This window comes from Rhizobium sp. FG113, from assembly GCF_057809895.1.
This window is the reverse complement of record NZ_JBMDKV010000007.1, coordinates 1-15,741: the sequence shown is the minus strand read 5'-3', so window position 1 is coordinate 15,741 and position 15,741 is coordinate 1. Positions and strand designations below refer to the sequence as shown.

Here is a 15,741-nt window from a genome sequence, read left to right as displayed (position 1 = left end):
TCAGGAACTTTTTTTACCACCGCGCATTCTACTGCCCACGAGAAGGGGCTCATCGTAAACTGACCTGCGACACGACATGCATTCCGAGAGGGTTGTCCGGCGAGAATTCGACCGAGGCGGCAGGGGACCGGAATGAAGGTTTTCCCGCAGCGGTACGCGAGGCTTAGAGACAACGGACAAGAAGTGAAAAGTTAATGACAAGCCGGAACAACGAAGACATAGACGGCCAACGCGCTGAGTTACGTGCAAGCGACATCATGGATCCCAACAGCCAGATCGGGGTGCGTTTGAGGTCGCTTTATGCTGCCGTTCAGGAAGAAGCGATCCCCGATCGTTTCCTCGATCTCCTCGAAAAGCTCGACCAGGCCGAAATGGCCTCGGCCAAAGCAGCGAAGTGAAGGTTGATCTATGGACAAGCAGCAACCAAGCTTCAAACGCGAGCTCCTTTCGGCTCTCCCAAGCCTGCGCGCATTCGCCATCTCGCTGATCGGTCGTCATGACCGCGCCGATGACCTCGTGCAGGACACCATCATGAAGGCATGGGCCAAGCAGGACCACTTCGAGATGGGCACCAACATGAAGGCCTGGCTCTTCACCATCCTGCGCAACGAGCTTTACAGCCAGATGCGCAAGGCGGGTCGCGAGATCCAGGACAGCGACGGCCTGTTCACGGAATCCATGGCAACGCACCCGTCGCAATATGGCGCGCTCGACCTGCAAGACTTCAAGAAGGCGCTTGAGCAATTGCCGAGCGACCAGCGCGAAGCGATCATTCTGGTCGGCGCATCCGGCTTCTCCTACGAGGAAGCCGCCGAAATCTGCGGCTGCGCGGTCGGAACGATCAAGAGCCGCGTCAATCGCGCCCGCCAGCGGCTGCAGGAAATGCTTCAGATCACCGGCGAAGCCGATTTCGGACCGGATGCGACCTCGTCGCCGCTGACCTCCAAGGCCTTCGCGTTCTGAGAGTGCATTGAACGGACAAGGAAAAACCGGCTGACCCTTGCGGGCGCCGGTTTTTTTATGCGTTCAGCGAAAGCGGCAGCGATGTTAGTCGCGCTCCTTCGAGGTGAAGAGATTGGCGGCGACCATGGCGGCAATCACGCCGGCGGTCAGAAGCGGCTGCGAGCGGATGATCCCGAGGCTGGCCGCAGCAGCAGTTTCAAACGCCTGCTTGCGTTCTTTGGCGCGCCGGGCCTCCTGCGCATTCATCACCATCATGACGATCATCACGATGATGGCGATCAGAAGCGCACAGGCCGCCAGAAAGAGTGCTGCTCCGACGGCGCCATAAATGCCGGCAAGCCAGATCGCGCCGGCTGTCACGGCCAGCGCGTAGGCGGTCAGCACGAAAATCGCGGCGATGGCAATGAAAATACCGTTGCGCTTGGTGCGCGCAACGGTGCGGTGAACACTCGTGCCTACCAGGAGGCTGAGGATCGGGAACAGCATCTAGCCTCCTTAGCGTCGTGCCAGGAGGGCAACGACCAGTCCGAATGCGGCAGCAGCGCCGATGGTGGCGACCGGGTGCCTGCGAACGGTGTCGCGCACTTCGGAAGCGCCGCGCAGATAACCATCCTGCAGGTCGCGCAGCAAGTCCTCGCTGCGGGCAACCAGATCTTCGTAGCCGGATGTCGCCTGGGCGCTGAGTTTTTCGCTCTGCTTGCGCGAGTTCTTGCTGATCAGCTTCGTCAGCGACGCGATTTCGTCCTGAAGGGACGCGATCTGGTCCTCGACCGTTGCCTCGATGTTGTGAAGAGCGGCGCTGCCATTGCGACGGTGACGGCCGGACTGAAGGAAAGATGCCATGGTTTTCTCCATTGTTACGGCGCGGTTTCGCACCGCCTGGTTAAACACAGGATCAGAACGCAAGCTTGCATGAACACAGATGCCCGGCAATGACCCAAATCAATGGCTTAACGCCGGTTGTGGGCAAAAGGTTCCGCTTGTAGTCAGCCGCCGACGGCGCTGTGGGCGAGCACGAATGGGGTGCCGTCGTCAGGCACCTTGTTGATGCGCAGCGGGCAGCCGAAGACCGAGTGCATGGTCTCGTCGGTCAGCACTTCATGCACGGTGCCGCGGGCTGCGAGGCCGCCCTGCTGCATGAGAATGATCTGGTCGGCGAAGAGCGCCGTCAGGTTAAGGTCGTGCATCACGGCGATGACGCCGCCGCCGGCATCGCAGAAGGCGCGGGCAAGCCGCATGATCGTCAGCTGGTGGCTGATATCGAGGCTGGAGACCGGCTCGTCGAGCAGCAGCCAGCGCGGCTTGCCGTCGACTACGGGTTCGGAGATCTGGCAAAGCACGCGGGCAAGCTGCACGCGCTGCTGTTCGCCGCCGGAGAGGTGCTGGTAGAAGCGTCCTTCGTAGCCGTCAAGATCGACCGAAGACAGCGCCTTGGCTGCCGTCTGCTCGGCGCGTTCGGGATTGCGGTTCAGCCCCGAGGTCAGCCCCATGCGGACGATTTCGCGGACGGTGAAGGGGAAGGAGATGTTGCTTGCCTGGGGCAGCACGCCGCGCACGGCCGCCAGCTGGTATGGCTGCAGCCCGCGCACGTCCTCGCCGTTGATGCGGATCGAGCCGTTATAGGGCAGTTCGCCGGATACTGCTTTCATCGTGGTCGTCTTGCCGGAGCCGTTCGGCCCGGCGATTGCCGTCAGCTTGCCCGAGGCGGCGGTGAAGCCGACGTCTTCAACGATGGTTTTGCCCGATAGGCGGACGGAGACGCCGGAGACTTCGATCATGGCAGATACTCAAAGGGCAAGGCGGGAACGCTGGCGCAGCAGGATCCAGAGGAAGAACGGGCCGCCGACGGCCGCGGTGATGATGCCGATCGGCAGTTCGGCGGGCGCGACGATGGTGCGGGCTATAACGTCGGCAAAGATCAGCAGTGAACCGCCGAGGAGCGCCGAGGCCGGTAGCAGATAGCGGTGATCGGGGCCGATCGCCATGCGGAGCACATGCGGCACGACGATGCCGACAAAGCCGATGCCGCCGCTGACGGCGACCGATGCGCCTGTGGCGGCCGCGACGGTGACGATGGCGATGTTCTTCAGCCGCTGGACCGGAACGCCCATGTGGAAGGCGGCGGCCTCGCCGAGCGTGATGGCATTCAGGCCCTTGGCGAGGAAGGGGACGACGATGAAGGACAGGAGGATGATCGGGCCGGCGGCGGCGATCTTGGTCCATGTCGAGCCGGCGAGCGAGCCCATGCCCCAGAAGGTGAGGTCGCGTAGCTGCTGGTCGTTGGCCATGTAGACGAGCAGGCCGGTCATGGCGCCGGCAAGCGAGCCGAGCGCGATGCCGGCAAGCAGCATGGTTGCGACGGAAGTCTGGCCGTTGCTGGTGGCGATCCGGTAGAGGAGCAGCGTCGTGGCGAGGCCGCCTGCGAAGGCTGCGAGCGGAAGCGCGTAGATGCCGAGCAGGACGTAGAGCGGCGCGACAAAGCCGCCGCCGAGCACGATCATGACAACAGCGCCGAGGCCAGCGCCGGAGGAGACGCCGACGAGGCCGGGATCGGCCAGCGGGTTGCGAAACAGCCCCTGCATGACGGCGCCCGACACTGCCAGCGAGCCGCCGACGAGGAAACCGAGGATGGCGCGCGGCATGCGGATGTCGAATATGATGATGCGGTCGCGCATGCTGAGCGCATCATCCGATCCGGCGACATTGGCGATCACGTCGAGGAAGGACGCATCCGAGGCGCCCGTCGTGACGGAGAACAGCAACGACACGACGGAGCCGACCACCAGCAGCGCGATGACCGCCAGTGCCAGCAGCGAGCGATCGCCGGCCCGGTGACGCTCACGCATCCCCGAGGCCGAAAACACGATGCGACGTCCGTCCATGTCGTTCAGTACCGCCATGGTCAGCCCCCGTAGATCGCCTTGGTGAGCTCGCGAACGGCGCTCGCCGTGCGCGGTCCGAAGCCGAGCAGGTGCAGGCCGTCCATGCGGATGATCGCCTTGTTCTGCACGGCAGGCGTCAACGCCAGCGCCGGCTGGCTCATCAGGTCCTCGTTCTTGGTGCCTGCGCCGTCGCCACGGTTCATCATCAGGATGACGTCGGGCTTGGCTTCGATGATCGCCTCGTCCGTCAGCGGCTTGTAGCCCGGGAAGGTGCCGACGGCGTTGACCAGGCCGGCGAGCTTGATGATGCCATCGGCCGCCGTTCCGGTGCCCGAAGCCATGATCTTGCCGCCCTGCATGCTGAGGATGAAGAGAACGCGCTTGCGTTCGCTTTCCGGGTGCTTGGCAGCGTCTGAAATCGCGGCGTCGAGATCGGTCGCGACCTGCTTGTGCAGTTCGGCGGCCTTTGGCTCGACACCCAGGAGCGCGCCGACCTTGTCGATCTTGGCGAGGATGCCGTCGCGCGTATAGGCGTTCGGCACCGTCTCGAAGGGGACGCTGGCGCTGCGCAGCACCGTCAACGCTTCCGGCGGGCCGGAGCCCTCGACGGCAACGATCGCCGTCGGGTTCATGGCGAGGATGTTTTCGGGCGACAGCGCGCGCATGTAGCCGACGTCGGGCAGCTTCAGAGCCTGTTCGGGAAACAGGCTGGTCGTGTCGCGGGCGATCAGGTGCTTTTCTTCGCCGAGCGCGTAGATGATCTCGGTGAGGTCGCCGCCGATCGAGATCAGGCGGCTGCTGTCGATCTTGTCTTCGGCATGGGCAGCCGGCGAGAAGGCGAGAAGCGAGGCTGCCAGCGGCAGGGCCATGAGGCCCCGCAGCATGGATGTCTTCTTGAATGAACCGCGATTGTGGTTCGGCATCGTCATCTCCTTCGGCTTACGCCGCAACGCTGGTCGCCTTGGGCAGGCTTTCGACGATGTCGCGCCAGTCGGCGCGCTCCGCGGAGCCTTCGTGACGCTTGCCGAAGAACTGAATGATCATTTCGCCATTGGCGCCGTAGACCTCGACGGAGGTGACGTGGCCATCCTTGGTCGGCTTGCGCACGGCCCAGGTCTCGGCGATGTGGTCCTGGCGCAGATGCAGGTGGAAGGTTTCGTCGAGGATGTTGATCCACGGACCCATCGGCTGGATGTTGAAGATCGGGCCGGAGTGGATCTGGACGATGCCGTCATTGCCGACGAAGCACATGATCGGCAGGCCGGACTTCACCGAGGCGTGCATCATCTCTGCGGTCGCGGTGTTGTCGAGCTGCCAAGCGAAGTCGTCGCCAACGGTGCGCACGGCGGCCTGGCGACCGATCTTCAGCTTGCGCAGCATGCCGAAGAACTCGTGCGTGTCGGTCATCTTGCTCCAGTGGTCGCGGAGCTCATCCTTGGTGACGCTGCCGCTCTCGTCGGCAAGCGTCTTGCTGTCGTCGGCGACGAAGTCCTGCGACTGGTCCTCAAGTTTCAGGTCGTTCACGATAGAGTGATAGGCCTCGACGTTGGAGGCCGGGCGCAGGTGAACCTTGTGGACGGCGGTGCCCGCCTTGTCGAAATACTGCAGGCTCAGGCGCTCCTGGTCGCCATCCTTCTTGGTGACCGCGAAAGCGTGGACCCAGCGGCTCGGGAAGATGCGCAGGTCGATGTTTTCGCCGAGCACGATGGCGCCCTGGCCACCGGTCTTGATGTTCTCGTAGACACCGATCTTTTCGTGGACGGCGCTCTCGTTGCGCGAGAGCGCCATGACTTCGCCGAGTTCGGCGACGCGCTCCAGGAGCTTGATCGCGCTTCCGTCGATGCGGGTGGCGGAAATGCCGACTTCTGCGGCCACGAGCGCTGCTTCGGAAACCTTGAGCTGGGCGGCGATATCGCGCTCGCGCATCTTCGGGTTTTCGGCGCGGAAGGCGCGAATCTCTGCCGGCGACGGCTTGGTGTTCTCAGTCATATGTCTACCCCTACTTATTCAGAATTAGCTTGCCCTGGCGGGTGATTTTCATCCGGTACAAGGCGCCGTCGTGGCGAATGACGATCTCGTTGGCGCCGCGAAAAATCTCGCTGCTCTCCAGGATTCGGACCTCGGCCATGGCGTCGCGCGCCAACAGCGTTTGCTTCAGTGTGTCCGGCTTATCGACCATCATTTCGTTGGCTTTTTTGCTTCTTTAGGTGGGCCAAAAATGCCCTTACGACCTACAATTATCTTGACTTTCATAGTCATCATTTTTTAAAGACGCAATAGCGGACTTTGTAAGTCAAGTTTCAGAATTTCAGTGGAGAGACGCAATGGTAGTCACGAGGCCGGTCACCCGATTTGCAACGCTTTTGGCAGCCGGCTCCCTGGTCCTTTCGGGCGCGATCCAGGCCTATGCGCAGGAGCCCGCCGCGGCCGCCGCGCCGAAGGCAGCGCTCGATGTGGAACTCAACGCGCTGGCGCCTTCGCAGAAGGGCTGCATGATGACTTTCGTGGCGCTGAACACGCTGCCGCAAGCGATCACCAAAGTGTCCTTCGAGCTTGCCTTCTTCAACGACAAGAACGCCGTCGACAAGATCACCGTTCTCGATTTCCGCGATCTGCCGCAGGGCAAGAAGCGGGTGCGGCAGTTCGATATGCCGAACGTGAAATGCGAGGCGGTGACGCGGCTGCTGATCAATGACACGCCGGCGTGCGAAGGCCCCGACAAGGGCGAGTGCATGAAGGGTCTGGTGACCCGCTCCCAGGTTTCCATTCCTTTCGAAGGTTGAGTGACGGCCGGGGGTAGCCCCGGCCTCTTCCGTTGCAGCGGTACAAGGCGTCCAAAATGGTGGTTTCAGCGAGATCAAAGGCGAGACAGGTTCTCTTCGACGAGGCGGTCGCCGATGGCGGTGTGAACGACAACAATCCGGGCATGCATCCCGGCCACGAACTGTCGGATCTTCGCAACGTGGCACGCCAGCCGGCCGCCGAGGCTGTTCTGCACTATACGCGCCAGGCGCAAATCTCGTCCTTCCCGCAGGATCCGCGCAGCGCAAGCAACGGTCATGCAGCCGCGCCGCTGATGGATGCGAGCGTCGAGATGCCGGCGGCCACCCGGCCGCATCGCGGCAAGCTCGGCGTGACGGCTGCCTGCATCGGTTCCTTCATTTTCCACAGCGCGCTCGCCATTGCCCTGATCGTCGGCGTCGTCGTCACTCCGGAGCAGCCGGAGGAAGAGGCGGGCGAGACGGTGAGCGTGATCATGCTCGGCGATTCGGATCTCGACCAGGCGTCGTCGGGTGAAGAGACGGCCGAGCCGCAGCCGGAAGAGATCGTGGCGGAACAGGTGCAGCCCGAGGTCGCGCAGCAGCCGACAGAGGTTCAGCCCGACGCGCAGCCGGTCGATCCGCAGCCTGTCGCGCCAACGCAGGAAGTCACGCGGGTCTCGCCTGAGAACATGACGGCGGTCGAGCCTGAGGTACTGACATCGCAGGTGCCGGCCGAGACCTCGGTCGTTCAGCCGATGGCAACCGAGGTGCCGACGGAAGTTCAGCCGGAGGCAACCGAGACGCCGCCTGCGACGCCTGAGGATGTCGCGCCGGTTCAGCCGACCGAGACGGCGGAAATTCCGCCTGAGCCGGAGACCGTGCCGACGCCGGACCCGAAGCCGGTTGCGCAGAAGCCGGTGGAAAAGCCGAAGCCGGTAGAGAAGAAGCAGCCGCCGAAGAAGGTTGTCACGCGTTCGGGCTCTCAGGGCGAGAACAAGCAGGATAGCCGACGCGGCGCTTCCGATGGCGTCGACCAGGCCTCCGACCAGGATTCGCGTAGCGCCGGAAATCGCGGCGGCTCCGGCAGTGCCGCTGTCGCCAACTATCCGGGCAAGGTGCAATCGAAAATCAGGCGGTCCGTCCGCGTGCCTTCCGAATACAGGCGGATGAATGCCGCGATGAGCGTTCGCATCCGGTTGAGCATCAACGGCTCTGGCGGCGTGAGCAGCCTGTCGGTTGCGCGCAGCTCGGGCATTCCCGAACTCGACGCCGCCGTGGTCGATGGCGTTCGCCGCGCAGCACCATTCCCGCCGCTGCCGGCCGAATGGGGCAAGCCGATCTGGACCTTCACCCAGGAAGTGCAGGTCACGACGGGTCGCTGACAGCAAGCGGCCCGATGATAAAATCGGGTCCTTGAGAAAATATGATCAAAATAATCAACTTTATACTTTACTCTAAAAATCAAGTTTACTAAGGTCCACCCACACACGCAGCAATCGTGTGCCGATCAATGAACGAACGGGTGGTCAATGGCGCGTAAGGCGAAGAAGGGTTCTAACCGGGAAATCCGCGTGAGTGCGGATACAAGCACGGTTGAGGAGACCTCCGGACGTTCCAAGCTTGATGGCCGCAGCTTCCTTTATGTCGGCGGGCGTGACTGCCAGGTGGCGCATCTGCGCCAGATCGCCAGCAACTTCGGCGCGGAGCTGATCCACCACGATGGCGGCCTGCGAGAGGCTGTGTCGCGCATCGATACGGTGCTTCCCTCCGTCGACTGCGTCTTCTGCCCGATCGACTGTATCAGCCATGATGCGTGCCTCAGGGTAAAGACCGGCTGCAAGAAGTTCGGCAAGACCTTCATTCCGCTGCGCAACGGCAGCAAGTCGAGCCTCGAGCGGGCGCTGACGACGATGAACGAGCGAAACGCCACCCGATGAGCGATAGACACCCGGAAGGGTACACGTTGATCGGCCTGCACAAGCTGGCCGCACACAATGGCGATGGCATGGTTCCCGAACTCTATGAGCTGATGATGGAACGCGAAGAGCGGCGCAGGTACTATCCCAATGTCGAGCAGTTTCCGGTTTGGGAAGCGCGCATGCCCGGCGAATTGCCGGAAAAACCGCTTGGGCGCGATGCGCTTGACGGCCGCAATGTGATAGCCTTCGAGGCTCCCGAAGCCGAGAGGAAACGCAAGGCGTGAGTGCTCCCATGTTTATCGCGATGAACCGCTTCAAGGTATCGATCGGGTCGGAAGCGGAATTCGAAAGCGTCTGGCGCAACCGCGATTCCAGCCTTTCGGAGGTGCCCGGCTTCGTGGAATTCCGGCTGCTGCGTGGTCGCGAGAATGCGGAGGAGGGCTATACGCTGTTTTCCTCGCACACGATCTGGCGCAGCGAAGAAGATTTCCTAAACTGGACGAAGTCCGAGCAGTTCCGCGTCGCCCATCGCAATGCCGGCGACCGCAAGGCGATGTACAAGGGGCCGCCCGTGTTCGAGGGCTTTCAGGTCGTGGACGGGATCTGAGCGATGGTGGCTGACAATCCTGATCGTATCGAAGTTCTGCCGGTTTTGCCGTCGCTCAATATCGGCGAGACGCTTTCCTTTTATCGCGGCGGGCTCGGCTTCGAGACGATCGTCTATCAGGACAAGGACTATCTCATCCTGCGTCGCGACGAGATGGAACTGCATTTCTGGCTGACGGACGATCGATCGCTCTGCGAGCGCACATCCGTCTATCTGCGCGGCGGCGGTATCGGCGCGCTTCACGCGGAATACAAGGCGCGCGGTGTCGAGAAGCTCAGCGACATGACGGTGCGGCCGTGGAACATGGAAGAGTTCTACATCCACGATCCGCACGGCAATCTGCTGCGCTTCGGACGGATCCCGCAGCAGTCATAAGCCGCTTGGTCTTAGGCGCGGTTGCGGAAGATGGCGCCGGCGGCGATTGCCAGCCAGCCGAACATCATGGCGAAGCCGCCCGTGGGCGCCGCCATCGGAAACAGGCCGGAGCCTGCAAAGCGAAGCGTCACCAGGTCGCCTGAAAAGAGCAGCGTGCCGACGCCCATAAGGAGGCCGGCGAGCCAGGCTGTCTTGAGCTTTTCGCCAGCTAGCGCAAGGGCCAAGAGGGCAGGGGCGTGGGCGAGGCACATGGCGGATGCGGATGCCAGGAAGTGTCCGTCGCCGTCGAGATGGGCGGCGGCCGCGGCCAGCGCCACGCCGGCAAAGCCGAATAGGCCTGAAAATACCAGGAGAAGCGGCGAGAAGCGCTGATTGAGCGTCATTATAGGGAGCCTATTGCTTGTTCTGCATGTGATCGGCCAGCCGCTCGATCGGCGGAAGGATGATCTCGCGCAGCTTCGGGTTCGGAACAGTCTCTTCCAGCGCCTGGCGGAAGCACAGGAGCCACTCGTCGCGCTCGACGGGGCCGATCTCGGCGATGAAGTGGCGGCTTCTGAGGCGCGGATGGCCGTATTTCTCGACATAGACAGGCGGGCCGCCGAGATAGCCGGTCAGGTATTCGTAGAATTTCGCTTCGCTGCCTTCGAGCGTCGGCGGGTGAACCGCGCGAACGTGGCTCGCCTCCGGCAGCGTGTCCATCAGCTCGTAGAAACGATGCGACAGCGCCCGGATCGTCGCGTCGCCGCCGACGGCCTCATAAAGTGTAATGGTGTTTTCGCTCACGGCGCGGCTCCTCACAGCTTGCCCCTTCATGCACCGCCGCAGCCTCGATCGCAACCGGAACCCGCATCACCAAGCGCGACATTTCGCACCAGACCGAATGGCCGAATCTCGCGGCATCTTGACAAAACCGTCCAGACGGTATCTTTATGCGTCATGTCAAACGCTCATCACCGCCGCAAGCAACCCGCCGTCGTTCGCCAGCAGCTGCTGGATGTCGCCGCGCGCCTGACGAACGAGCAGGGGATGAGTGCCGTGACGCTCGATGCCGTGTCGGGCGCCTCAGGCGTGAGCAAGGGCGGCCTTCTCCACCATTTCCCGACCAAGAACGCGCTGCTCGACGCGCTGTTCGAGGATCTTCTGGCGCGCTTCGATGCCGATCTCGACGAGCGCATGCGCGAGGATCCGGTGCCGCATGGCCGTTTCACGCGCGCCTATCTCAATGCCGTTGCCGGCCTGCGCGACAGCCCTGACGATGCCGGCCACTGGGCGCAGGTGACGATCGCGCTTCTGGCCGAGCCGCGGCTGCGGCGGCGCTGGGGGGAGTGGATCGACGGGCGGATCGAGGAATATGTCGGCACGGACTCGTCTATCGATGCGCAGATCGTGCGTTTCGCCGCCGATGGCCTCTGGCTCGCCGACATGATCGGCGGCGCCTCCGATGATGCGCAACGCCAGGCGCTTCTGGCGCGCCTCGTCGAACTGACCGCACGCTAGCTTCCCTGGAATAGAGGATCAACAATCATGGCACCGGTTGCGGTCTATGCGCTCCTGTTTACGGCGATCGCGCTCGAAGTCATCGGCACGACGGCGCTGCAGCTTTCGCAGCAGTTCAGCCGGTTCTGGCCGACTGCGCTGATGGTCGCGTGCTATGCCGCCTCCTTCTATTGCCTGTCGCAGACGCTGAAGGTAATCCCTGTCGGCATCGCCTATGCGATCTGGAGCGGGCTCGGCATCGTGCTGATTTCCAGCGTCGGTCTCATCTATTTCAAGCAGCGGCTGGATACGCCTGCCGTCATCGGCCTGGGGTTGATCATCGCGGGCGTGCTGGTGGTCAACCTGTTCTCCAAATCCGTCTCCCATTGATTTTAGTGGAAACCGGTCGTATGCGAGGAAAGCCCCCAGTCACCAGGGGAGATGGCCCCCGGGGTCGCGACATTTGACCTCACCTCACGGAGGCCTGACTTGCGCAATCGGCTGCGATGTCCATATCCTGAGTGACAGATGACAGTTTACGCATCGCGCATTGGAACACCCATGACTGACAGCACTGCTGACCTTTCCTCCCCCAAATCCGCCGATTCCAAGCCCGAGGGACAGACCTTCGGCACCTCGGGCATCGCCCCGATGGGGCGCCCGAGCCCCGTGACACGGTTCTTCATGGGCATCGTCGCCTGGGCGGAGAAGCTGAACTTCAAATATGCCAAGCTCGGCAATCCGCCGGTCTACGACAACGCCACTTTCCCCTGGGCGAAGGAGGTCGAAGCGGCTTATCCGCAGATCCGCGCCGAGCTGGAGCGCGTGCTGGTGCGCCAGAGCGAGCTGCCGACCTTCCAGGACATCTCGACCGACGTGAAGACTATCTCGACGGATTCCGGCTGGAAGACCTTCTTCCTTCTCGGTTTCGGCGTGAAGTCGGAACAGAACATCGCGCAGTGCCCGGAAACTTGGCGCGCCGTGCAGAAGATCCCCGGCCTCAAGACCGCGATGTTTTCGATCTTCGAGCCTGGCAAACATCTGCCGGCGCATCGTGGACCCTATAACGGCGTGCTGCGCCTGCATGTCGGCATGATCGTGCCGGAGCCGGCCGACAAGCTCGCCATCCGCGTCAAGGACCAGATCTGCCACTGGCAGGAGGGCAAGGCGCTGATCTTCGACGATGCCTACGAGCACGAGGCCTGGAACCACACGGACAAGACCCGCGTGGTGCTGTTCGTCGATTTCGACAAGCCGCTGAAGTTTCCGGCCCGCTTCGTCAACTGGGCGCTGATGAACCTCGCCGTCTTCACGCCGTTCATTCGCGAGGGGCTCGATAACCACAAGGAGTGGGAAAAGAAGTTCTACGCGGAAGCCGAGGCTTTCAGAAACCGGCCGCAGGGCTGAGCCAGCAAGCCTGAGCCTGGAAAATCAAACAGCATGGCCTCGTTTCAGAGGCCATGCTGTTGTTCGGCGGGTGGGACGCCGCTCTCAAATCATCGTGCGGCGATAGCGCCGCAGGCAGTCTCGATGCGTATGTTTCGGAGCAGGCAGGTCGCTTCCCCTCGTAAGCAGGCCTTGCTCCGGCGACGTCAGTCGCCCCCATTCGCAACTAGTTGTTGTTTGCCGCCTTCAGGCGACGGTCCGGCTTGGTTGCCAGGTAGATGACATAATCTTCTGCTGCGTCTGCCAGGTGAAGCGCGATTTCTGCTTCACGCCATCCCGCCGCGATTGCGCGACGGACAACTTCGGTTATCGCCCCTTTGCAGACGCTTTCGCATTCCCGCGACCGTCCCATATCATCGGCGTTGAATCTTGGAGAGCGGATGTTTGTCATGGCTGAAGATTGCCATAACCGCCTTCGTTTTCAACAGGATGCTAATGGATTGGTTACCCAGTAAGGTTAAGGCTTGCGGGTGTTTCAGGGTGCGACAGACGCGTTGTCGCGGAACGAAACGACGGGCCGGAAACGGCTGGCACCAGAGGCCGGAATGTCTCGATCCAGATCGGAATCTTGAATGCGCCGCCAACGGTCGGCCAATGCGCTGCTCGCGCCGTTAACGCACGTTAAGCGTGTTTTCCTGAATTTCTGCCCGGAGCAGCCTTTGCGGGCGGGCGAGTGATCTGTTAAGGATGGCGCGAAGCTGAACGCAAACTCGTCCAGGGAGACTGTCATGAAAGCGATCCTGTCCAGAACGAAAGGAACGATCACTCACAAGGACACTCCGCTTCATGTCTATTCAATTCGCCCGCGCGCGAAAAGACGCGCCGCGTCGTAAACCACTCCCGACCACGTCCGAGCCTGATACCACCGCCGATCAACATGCGCGGCGGCGCTCTCGGGTTGCCAAGTTCCTCAGCTACTACCGCCCGCATCTGCCGTTGCTCTGCGCCGATGTCGTCTGCGCCATTCTCGTCGCGGCGACCGCCGTGGCGTTGCCCGTCTGCGCCAATATCGTCACCAACCGCCTTCTCGTGATCACGGATGCGGGGGAGGCCACCTTGCTGATCCTCAAGGTCGGCGCCGTGATGCTGGCGCTGCTGGCCGTGCAGATGATCGCGGTCTTCTTCGTCGATTATCGCGGCCATGTGATGGGCGCGCGCATCGAGGCCGCCGTCCGGCAGGAGCTGTTCGATCATTGCCAGAAGCTCTCCTTCAGCTTCTACGATCGCCAGCGCACCGGACAGTTGATGAGCCGCATCACCAGCGATTCCCTCTGGCTCGGCGAGTTGTTCCACCATGGTCCCGAGGATGTCTCGATCGCCATCCTCAAATATGGCGGCGCCATGCTGGTGCTCTTCTATATCGATCCTCTCCTGGCAGGGTTGATCCTGTTGCTGACGCCTCTCGCGGTCGCCTACGCGCTGCATTTCAACCGTCGCATGAACCGCGCGCTGGAGCGCAGCAAGCAGCAGATCGCCGGCGTCAACGAGCGGCTGGAAGACAGCCTTGCCGGCATCCGCGTCGTTCAGTCCTTCGCGAATGAGAAACTGGAGAGGGATCGTTTCGCCGTTCAGAACGAGCGCTTTCTCGTGAGCCGTGCCGATGGCTATCGCAGCGAGGCGTGGTTTTCCGTGGGAACGGAGAGCTTCGCACAGTTCATCACCATCCTGGTCATCGTCATCGGTGGTATCAGGATCGTGTCGTCAGCGATGACGGTGGCTGATCTCCTGACCTTCCTGCTTTGTGTTGCAGTGCTTGTCGATCCCGTGCAGCGGCTCGCCAATTTCGTGCGGCTCTGGCAGGAGGGCTATACCGGCTTCGTGCGGGCGATGGAGATCCTCGATGTCGAGCCCGATATCGTTGACCGGCCCCGTGCCCACGCGCTGCCGACGCCGAAGGGAGAGATCCGGTTCGAGGATGTCAGCTTCGGTTATGATGCCGACACGCCTGGTGTGTTCGAGAACCTGTCCTTCACCATCGCGCCCGGCGAGTTCGTGGCGCTGGTCGGTCCGTCAGGGGTGGGAAAGAGCACCTTATGCTCGCTCATTCCCCGTTTCTACGACGTGCAGGCCGGGTCGATCCTGATCGATGGCGCCGATATCCGTGATGTCACGCTGTCGTCGCTGCGTGGACATGTCGGCGTGGTGCAGCAGGACGTCTATCTCTTCGCCGGCTCGGTCGCCGACAATCTCCGCTACGGGCGGCCGGATGCCACCGATGCGGAGGTGGAAGAAGCGGCGCGGGCGGCCAATGCGCATGAGTTCATCATGGCGCTTGCCGATGGATACGATACCGATATCGGCCAGCGCGGGGTGCGGCTTTCGGGCGGGCAGCGGCAGCGGTTGACCATCGCGCGGGCGTTCTTGAAGAACCCCGCGATCCTGATCTTCGACGAGGCCACCAGTGCGCTCGACAATGAGAGCGAACGGGCGGTGCAACAGGCGCTGCTCGGGCTCGCCAAGGGGCGTACCACCGTCGTCATCGCGCACCGCCTGTCGACGGTCCGCCACGCCGACCGCATCCTGGTGCTCACCGCCGACGGGATTGTCGAGGAGGGCAGGCACGAGGATCTGATGGCGCGAGACGGGATCTATGCCGGCTTGCACAGCGTGCAGGCCAGCATGTGATCGCTGGCATTAGAGAGGTACGCAGCGCTTCGTCGAAGCGGAGCGTTGCGTGTCTCCGGCGGCGTTTAATATTTGAGGTCGCGTGCGGTCTGCCGGCCGCTTTGCTTGGTCTGCCGCTTGTCCTGCCGGCATGCCGCGTTGCTTTGTTGATTGGCGGCGCGGCAATCCTGCTTCGTATCGCGCGCACTCTGCCGTGTGGTCTGCTTGACGTCACGCCCCGCCCGGCGCTGCTGCGCCTGCTCTGTGCTCCACGATACATCGGGTAGGGTCGCCACGAACAGTCCCGCCAGTAGCGCGGCGCATAACGGTTTCAACTTGCCCATTGCCTCACTCCCTTGTTTTCGTCCTGGTGCTGGAGCGGTTACGACGATCAGTCGAAACCGGGAGCGATTTTACAGGAAGTGCCGGAGCAGGGAGCGTATCTTACGGTATGGTACACGACGAGTGCTCAAAAAAGCCCCGGCGAACCGGGGCTTTTTCTCAATTCTTGTGGTCTCAGTTTGCCTTTGCCACGATCTGCTTGGCCGGGGCAGCGTTGCCGCCCGGGTTGTAGCCGCCGCCGATGGCGACGTTGAGGGCGACGTAGTCGGTTGCCATCTGCTGGACGGCCGCGGCCAGGCTTGCCTGGGCAAGCGAGACCTGACGCTGGGCGTCGAGAACGTCGAGCAGCGAGGAGGCGCCGTCCT

24 protein-coding genes and 1 pseudogene are annotated in these 15,741 nt (G+C 62.5%); 12 read left to right on the top strand and 13 right to left on the bottom strand.

Annotation, left to right across the window (positions count from 1 at the left end; all coding sequences use genetic code 11):
• The first annotated feature begins 194 nt into the window (after positions 1–194).
• Positions 195–398, top strand: coding sequence for a NepR family anti-sigma factor (locus tag ACODTZ_RS17815; RefSeq protein ID WP_018897184.1), 204 nt, complete (start codon positions 195–197; stop codon positions 396–398).
• Positions 399–408: 10 nt separating this feature from the next.
• The gene (locus tag ACODTZ_RS17810; RefSeq protein WP_018897185.1) at positions 409–963 is read left to right on the top strand and encodes an RNA polymerase sigma factor; all 555 of its coding nucleotides are present in this window, start codon (positions 409–411) and stop codon (positions 961–963) included.
• Between the two features lie 84 nt (positions 964–1,047).
• Here ACODTZ_RS17810 and ACODTZ_RS17805 read toward each other — a convergent pair whose 3' ends face one another.
• The 7 genes from ACODTZ_RS17805 to hemP all read right to left on the bottom strand — a co-directional run bounded on the left by ACODTZ_RS17805 (position 1,048) and on the right by hemP (position 6,027).
• Positions 1,048–1,449 carry a hypothetical protein gene (locus ACODTZ_RS17805; protein WP_489027040.1) on the bottom strand — a complete coding sequence of 134 codons (402 nt, stop codon included), beginning with the start codon at positions 1,447–1,449 and terminating at the stop codon, positions 1,048–1,050.
• Positions 1,450–1,458: 9 nt separating this feature from the next.
• Positions 1,459–1,806: an ElaB/YgaM/YqjD family protein gene (locus ACODTZ_RS17800; RefSeq protein WP_489027039.1), complete on the bottom strand. Its 348-nt coding sequence runs from the start codon at positions 1,804–1,806 to the stop codon at positions 1,459–1,461.
• Between the two features lie 143 nt (positions 1,807–1,949).
• Positions 1,950–2,741: a heme ABC transporter ATP-binding protein gene (locus ACODTZ_RS17795; RefSeq protein ID WP_112945391.1), complete on the bottom strand. Its 792-nt coding sequence runs from the start codon at positions 2,739–2,741 to the stop codon at positions 1,950–1,952.
• Positions 2,742–2,750: 9 nt separating this feature from the next.
• Positions 2,751–3,845, bottom strand: a complete 1,095-nt coding sequence (locus ACODTZ_RS17790) for a FecCD family ABC transporter permease (protein WP_489027187.1) — start codon at positions 3,843–3,845, stop codon at positions 2,751–2,753.
• Positions 3,846–3,865: 20 nt separating this feature from the next.
• Complete coding sequence (locus ACODTZ_RS17785) at positions 3,866–4,774, bottom strand: heme/hemin ABC transporter substrate-binding protein (protein WP_489027185.1); 909 nt, start codon at positions 4,772–4,774, stop codon at positions 3,866–3,868.
• 10 nt (positions 4,775–4,784) lie between these two features.
• Positions 4,785–5,834: a hemin-degrading factor gene (locus tag ACODTZ_RS17780; protein WP_489027038.1), complete on the bottom strand. Its 1,050-nt coding sequence runs from the start codon at positions 5,832–5,834 to the stop codon at positions 4,785–4,787.
• 10 nt (positions 5,835–5,844) lie between these two features.
• Positions 5,845–6,027 (bottom strand): hemin uptake protein HemP, encoded by a 183-nt coding sequence (gene hemP, locus ACODTZ_RS17775; RefSeq protein WP_047514434.1) that lies wholly within the window; start codon positions 6,025–6,027, stop codon positions 5,845–5,847.
• 142 nt (positions 6,028–6,169) lie between these two features.
• On the opposite strand from hemP, the gene ACODTZ_RS17770 reads away from it, so the two are divergent.
• The 6 genes from ACODTZ_RS17770 to ACODTZ_RS17745 all read left to right on the top strand — a co-directional run bounded on the left by ACODTZ_RS17770 (position 6,170) and on the right by ACODTZ_RS17745 (position 9,508).
• Positions 6,170–6,628 (top strand): hypothetical protein, encoded by a 459-nt coding sequence (locus ACODTZ_RS17770; protein WP_047514431.1) that lies wholly within the window; start codon positions 6,170–6,172, stop codon positions 6,626–6,628.
• Positions 6,629–6,684: 56 nt separating this feature from the next.
• Positions 6,685–7,989, top strand: coding sequence for an energy transducer TonB family protein (locus ACODTZ_RS17765; RefSeq protein WP_489027037.1), 1,305 nt, complete (start codon positions 6,685–6,687; stop codon positions 7,987–7,989).
• Between the two features lie 147 nt (positions 7,990–8,136).
• Positions 8,137–8,544 (top strand): DUF2325 domain-containing protein, encoded by a 408-nt coding sequence (locus ACODTZ_RS17760; protein ID WP_047514424.1) that lies wholly within the window; start codon positions 8,137–8,139, stop codon positions 8,542–8,544.
• Complete coding sequence (locus ACODTZ_RS17755) at positions 8,541–8,810, top strand: hypothetical protein (RefSeq protein WP_489027036.1); 270 nt, start codon at positions 8,541–8,543, stop codon at positions 8,808–8,810. The genes ACODTZ_RS17760 and ACODTZ_RS17755 overlap by 4 nt, the downstream gene beginning before the upstream one ends.
• A gap of 8 nt (positions 8,811–8,818) precedes the next feature.
• The gene (gene hmuQ, locus ACODTZ_RS17750; RefSeq protein ID WP_489027183.1) at positions 8,819–9,133 is read left to right on the top strand and encodes a heme-degrading protein HmuQ; all 315 of its coding nucleotides are present in this window, start codon (positions 8,819–8,821) and stop codon (positions 9,131–9,133) included.
• 3 nt (positions 9,134–9,136) lie between these two features.
• Positions 9,137–9,508, top strand: a complete 372-nt coding sequence (locus ACODTZ_RS17745; RefSeq protein ID WP_489027035.1) for a bleomycin resistance protein — start codon at positions 9,137–9,139, stop codon at positions 9,506–9,508.
• An 11-nt stretch (positions 9,509–9,519) separates the two neighbouring features.
• On the opposite strand, the gene ACODTZ_RS17740 is transcribed toward ACODTZ_RS17745, so the two are convergent.
• Positions 9,520–9,891 (bottom strand): DUF423 domain-containing protein, encoded by a 372-nt coding sequence (locus tag ACODTZ_RS17740; RefSeq protein ID WP_489027034.1) that lies wholly within the window; start codon positions 9,889–9,891, stop codon positions 9,520–9,522.
• A gap of 10 nt (positions 9,892–9,901) precedes the next feature.
• The gene (locus ACODTZ_RS17735) at positions 9,902–10,291 is read right to left on the bottom strand and encodes a group II truncated hemoglobin (protein WP_047514411.1); all 390 of its coding nucleotides are present in this window, start codon (positions 10,289–10,291) and stop codon (positions 9,902–9,904) included.
• Between the two features lie 153 nt (positions 10,292–10,444).
• On the opposite strand from ACODTZ_RS17735, the gene ACODTZ_RS17730 reads away from it, so the two are divergent.
• The 3 genes from ACODTZ_RS17730 to olsC all read left to right on the top strand — a co-directional run bounded on the left by ACODTZ_RS17730 (position 10,445) and on the right by olsC (position 12,391).
• Entirely contained in the window at positions 10,445–11,005 is a 561-nt protein-coding gene (locus ACODTZ_RS17730; RefSeq protein WP_489027033.1) for a TetR/AcrR family transcriptional regulator, read from the top strand.
• 27 nt (positions 11,006–11,032) lie between these two features.
• Positions 11,033–11,374 (top strand): SMR family transporter, encoded by a 342-nt coding sequence (locus tag ACODTZ_RS17725; RefSeq protein WP_047514405.1) that lies wholly within the window; start codon positions 11,033–11,035, stop codon positions 11,372–11,374.
• A 171-nt stretch (positions 11,375–11,545) separates the two neighbouring features.
• Positions 11,546–12,391 carry an ornithine lipid ester-linked acyl 2-hydroxylase OlsC gene (gene olsC / locus ACODTZ_RS17720; RefSeq protein WP_112980372.1) on the top strand — a complete coding sequence of 282 codons (846 nt, stop codon included), beginning with the start codon at positions 11,546–11,548 and terminating at the stop codon, positions 12,389–12,391.
• Positions 12,392–12,596: 205 nt separating this feature from the next.
• Here olsC and ACODTZ_RS17715 read toward each other — a convergent pair whose 3' ends face one another.
• Positions 12,597–12,821 (bottom strand): hypothetical protein, encoded by a 225-nt coding sequence (locus ACODTZ_RS17715; RefSeq protein WP_018897204.1) that lies wholly within the window; start codon positions 12,819–12,821, stop codon positions 12,597–12,599.
• Positions 12,822–12,905: 84 nt separating this feature from the next.
• Entirely contained in the window at positions 12,906–13,160 is a 255-nt protein-coding gene (locus ACODTZ_RS17710; protein ID WP_489027032.1) for a hypothetical protein, read from the bottom strand.
• Positions 13,161–13,216: 56 nt separating this feature from the next.
• Between ACODTZ_RS17710 and ACODTZ_RS17705 the strand changes: the two genes are divergently transcribed.
• Positions 13,217–15,055 (top strand): ABC transporter ATP-binding protein, encoded by a 1,839-nt coding sequence (locus tag ACODTZ_RS17705; RefSeq protein WP_489027031.1) that lies wholly within the window; start codon positions 13,217–13,219, stop codon positions 15,053–15,055.
• Between the two features lie 65 nt (positions 15,056–15,120).
• Here the strand turns inward: ACODTZ_RS17705 and ACODTZ_RS17700 are convergent, their stop codons facing one another.
• A complete protein-coding gene (locus ACODTZ_RS17700) occupies positions 15,121–15,378 on the bottom strand; it encodes a hypothetical protein (RefSeq protein ID WP_209234733.1) in 258 nt (85 codons plus the stop codon).
• Between the two features lie 172 nt (positions 15,379–15,550).
• A pseudogene (locus tag ACODTZ_RS17695) lies at positions 15,551–15,741 on the bottom strand (efflux transporter outer membrane subunit); the annotation flags it as partial.

Excerpts from the sequence above, each read along its gene's own strand:
- ACODTZ_RS17815 (WP_018897184.1), top strand. The coding sequence starts at position 195 with ATGACAAGCCGGAACAACGAAGACATAGACGGCCAACGCGCTGAGTTA.
- ACODTZ_RS17810 (WP_018897185.1), top strand. The coding sequence starts at position 409 with ATGGACAAGCAGCAACCAAGCTTCAAACGCGAGCTCCTTTCGGCTCTC.
- ACODTZ_RS17805 (WP_489027040.1), bottom strand. The coding sequence starts at position 1,449 with ATGCTGTTCCCGATCCTCAGCCTCCTGGTAGGCACGAGTGTTCACCGC.
- ACODTZ_RS17800 (WP_489027039.1), bottom strand. The coding sequence starts at position 1,806 with ATGGCATCTTTCCTTCAGTCCGGCCGTCACCGTCGCAATGGCAGCGCC.
- ACODTZ_RS17795 (WP_112945391.1), bottom strand. The coding sequence starts at position 2,741 with ATGATCGAAGTCTCCGGCGTCTCCGTCCGCCTATCGGGCAAAACCATC.
- ACODTZ_RS17790 (WP_489027187.1), bottom strand. The coding sequence starts at position 3,845 with ATGGACGGACGTCGCATCGTGTTTTCGGCCTCGGGGATGCGTGAGCGT.
- ACODTZ_RS17785 (WP_489027185.1), bottom strand. The coding sequence starts at position 4,774 with ATGACGATGCCGAACCACAATCGCGGTTCATTCAAGAAGACATCCATG.
- ACODTZ_RS17780 (WP_489027038.1), bottom strand. The coding sequence starts at position 5,834 with ATGACTGAGAACACCAAGCCGTCGCCGGCAGAGATTCGCGCCTTCCGC.
- hemP (WP_047514434.1), bottom strand. The coding sequence starts at position 6,027 with ATGATGGTCGATAAGCCGGACACACTGAAGCAAACGCTGTTGGCGCGC.
- ACODTZ_RS17770 (WP_047514431.1), top strand. The coding sequence starts at position 6,170 with ATGGTAGTCACGAGGCCGGTCACCCGATTTGCAACGCTTTTGGCAGCC.
- ACODTZ_RS17765 (WP_489027037.1), top strand. The coding sequence starts at position 6,685 with ATGGTGGTTTCAGCGAGATCAAAGGCGAGACAGGTTCTCTTCGACGAG.
- ACODTZ_RS17760 (WP_047514424.1), top strand. The coding sequence starts at position 8,137 with ATGGCGCGTAAGGCGAAGAAGGGTTCTAACCGGGAAATCCGCGTGAGT.
- ACODTZ_RS17755 (WP_489027036.1), top strand. The coding sequence starts at position 8,541 with ATGAGCGATAGACACCCGGAAGGGTACACGTTGATCGGCCTGCACAAG.
- hmuQ (WP_489027183.1), top strand. The coding sequence starts at position 8,819 with ATGTTTATCGCGATGAACCGCTTCAAGGTATCGATCGGGTCGGAAGCG.
- ACODTZ_RS17745 (WP_489027035.1), top strand. The coding sequence starts at position 9,137 with ATGGTGGCTGACAATCCTGATCGTATCGAAGTTCTGCCGGTTTTGCCG.
- ACODTZ_RS17740 (WP_489027034.1), bottom strand. The coding sequence starts at position 9,891 with ATGACGCTCAATCAGCGCTTCTCGCCGCTTCTCCTGGTATTTTCAGGC.
- ACODTZ_RS17730 (WP_489027033.1), top strand. The coding sequence starts at position 10,445 with ATGTCAAACGCTCATCACCGCCGCAAGCAACCCGCCGTCGTTCGCCAG.
- ACODTZ_RS17725 (WP_047514405.1), top strand. The coding sequence starts at position 11,033 with ATGGCACCGGTTGCGGTCTATGCGCTCCTGTTTACGGCGATCGCGCTC.
- olsC (WP_112980372.1), top strand. The coding sequence starts at position 11,546 with ATGACTGACAGCACTGCTGACCTTTCCTCCCCCAAATCCGCCGATTCC.
- ACODTZ_RS17715 (WP_018897204.1), bottom strand. The coding sequence starts at position 12,821 with ATGACAAACATCCGCTCTCCAAGATTCAACGCCGATGATATGGGACGG.
- ACODTZ_RS17710 (WP_489027032.1), bottom strand. The coding sequence starts at position 13,160 with ATGACAGTCTCCCTGGACGAGTTTGCGTTCAGCTTCGCGCCATCCTTA.
- ACODTZ_RS17705 (WP_489027031.1), top strand. The coding sequence starts at position 13,217 with ATGTCTATTCAATTCGCCCGCGCGCGAAAAGACGCGCCGCGTCGTAAA.
- ACODTZ_RS17700 (WP_209234733.1), bottom strand. The coding sequence starts at position 15,378 with ATGGGCAAGTTGAAACCGTTATGCGCCGCGCTACTGGCGGGACTGTTC.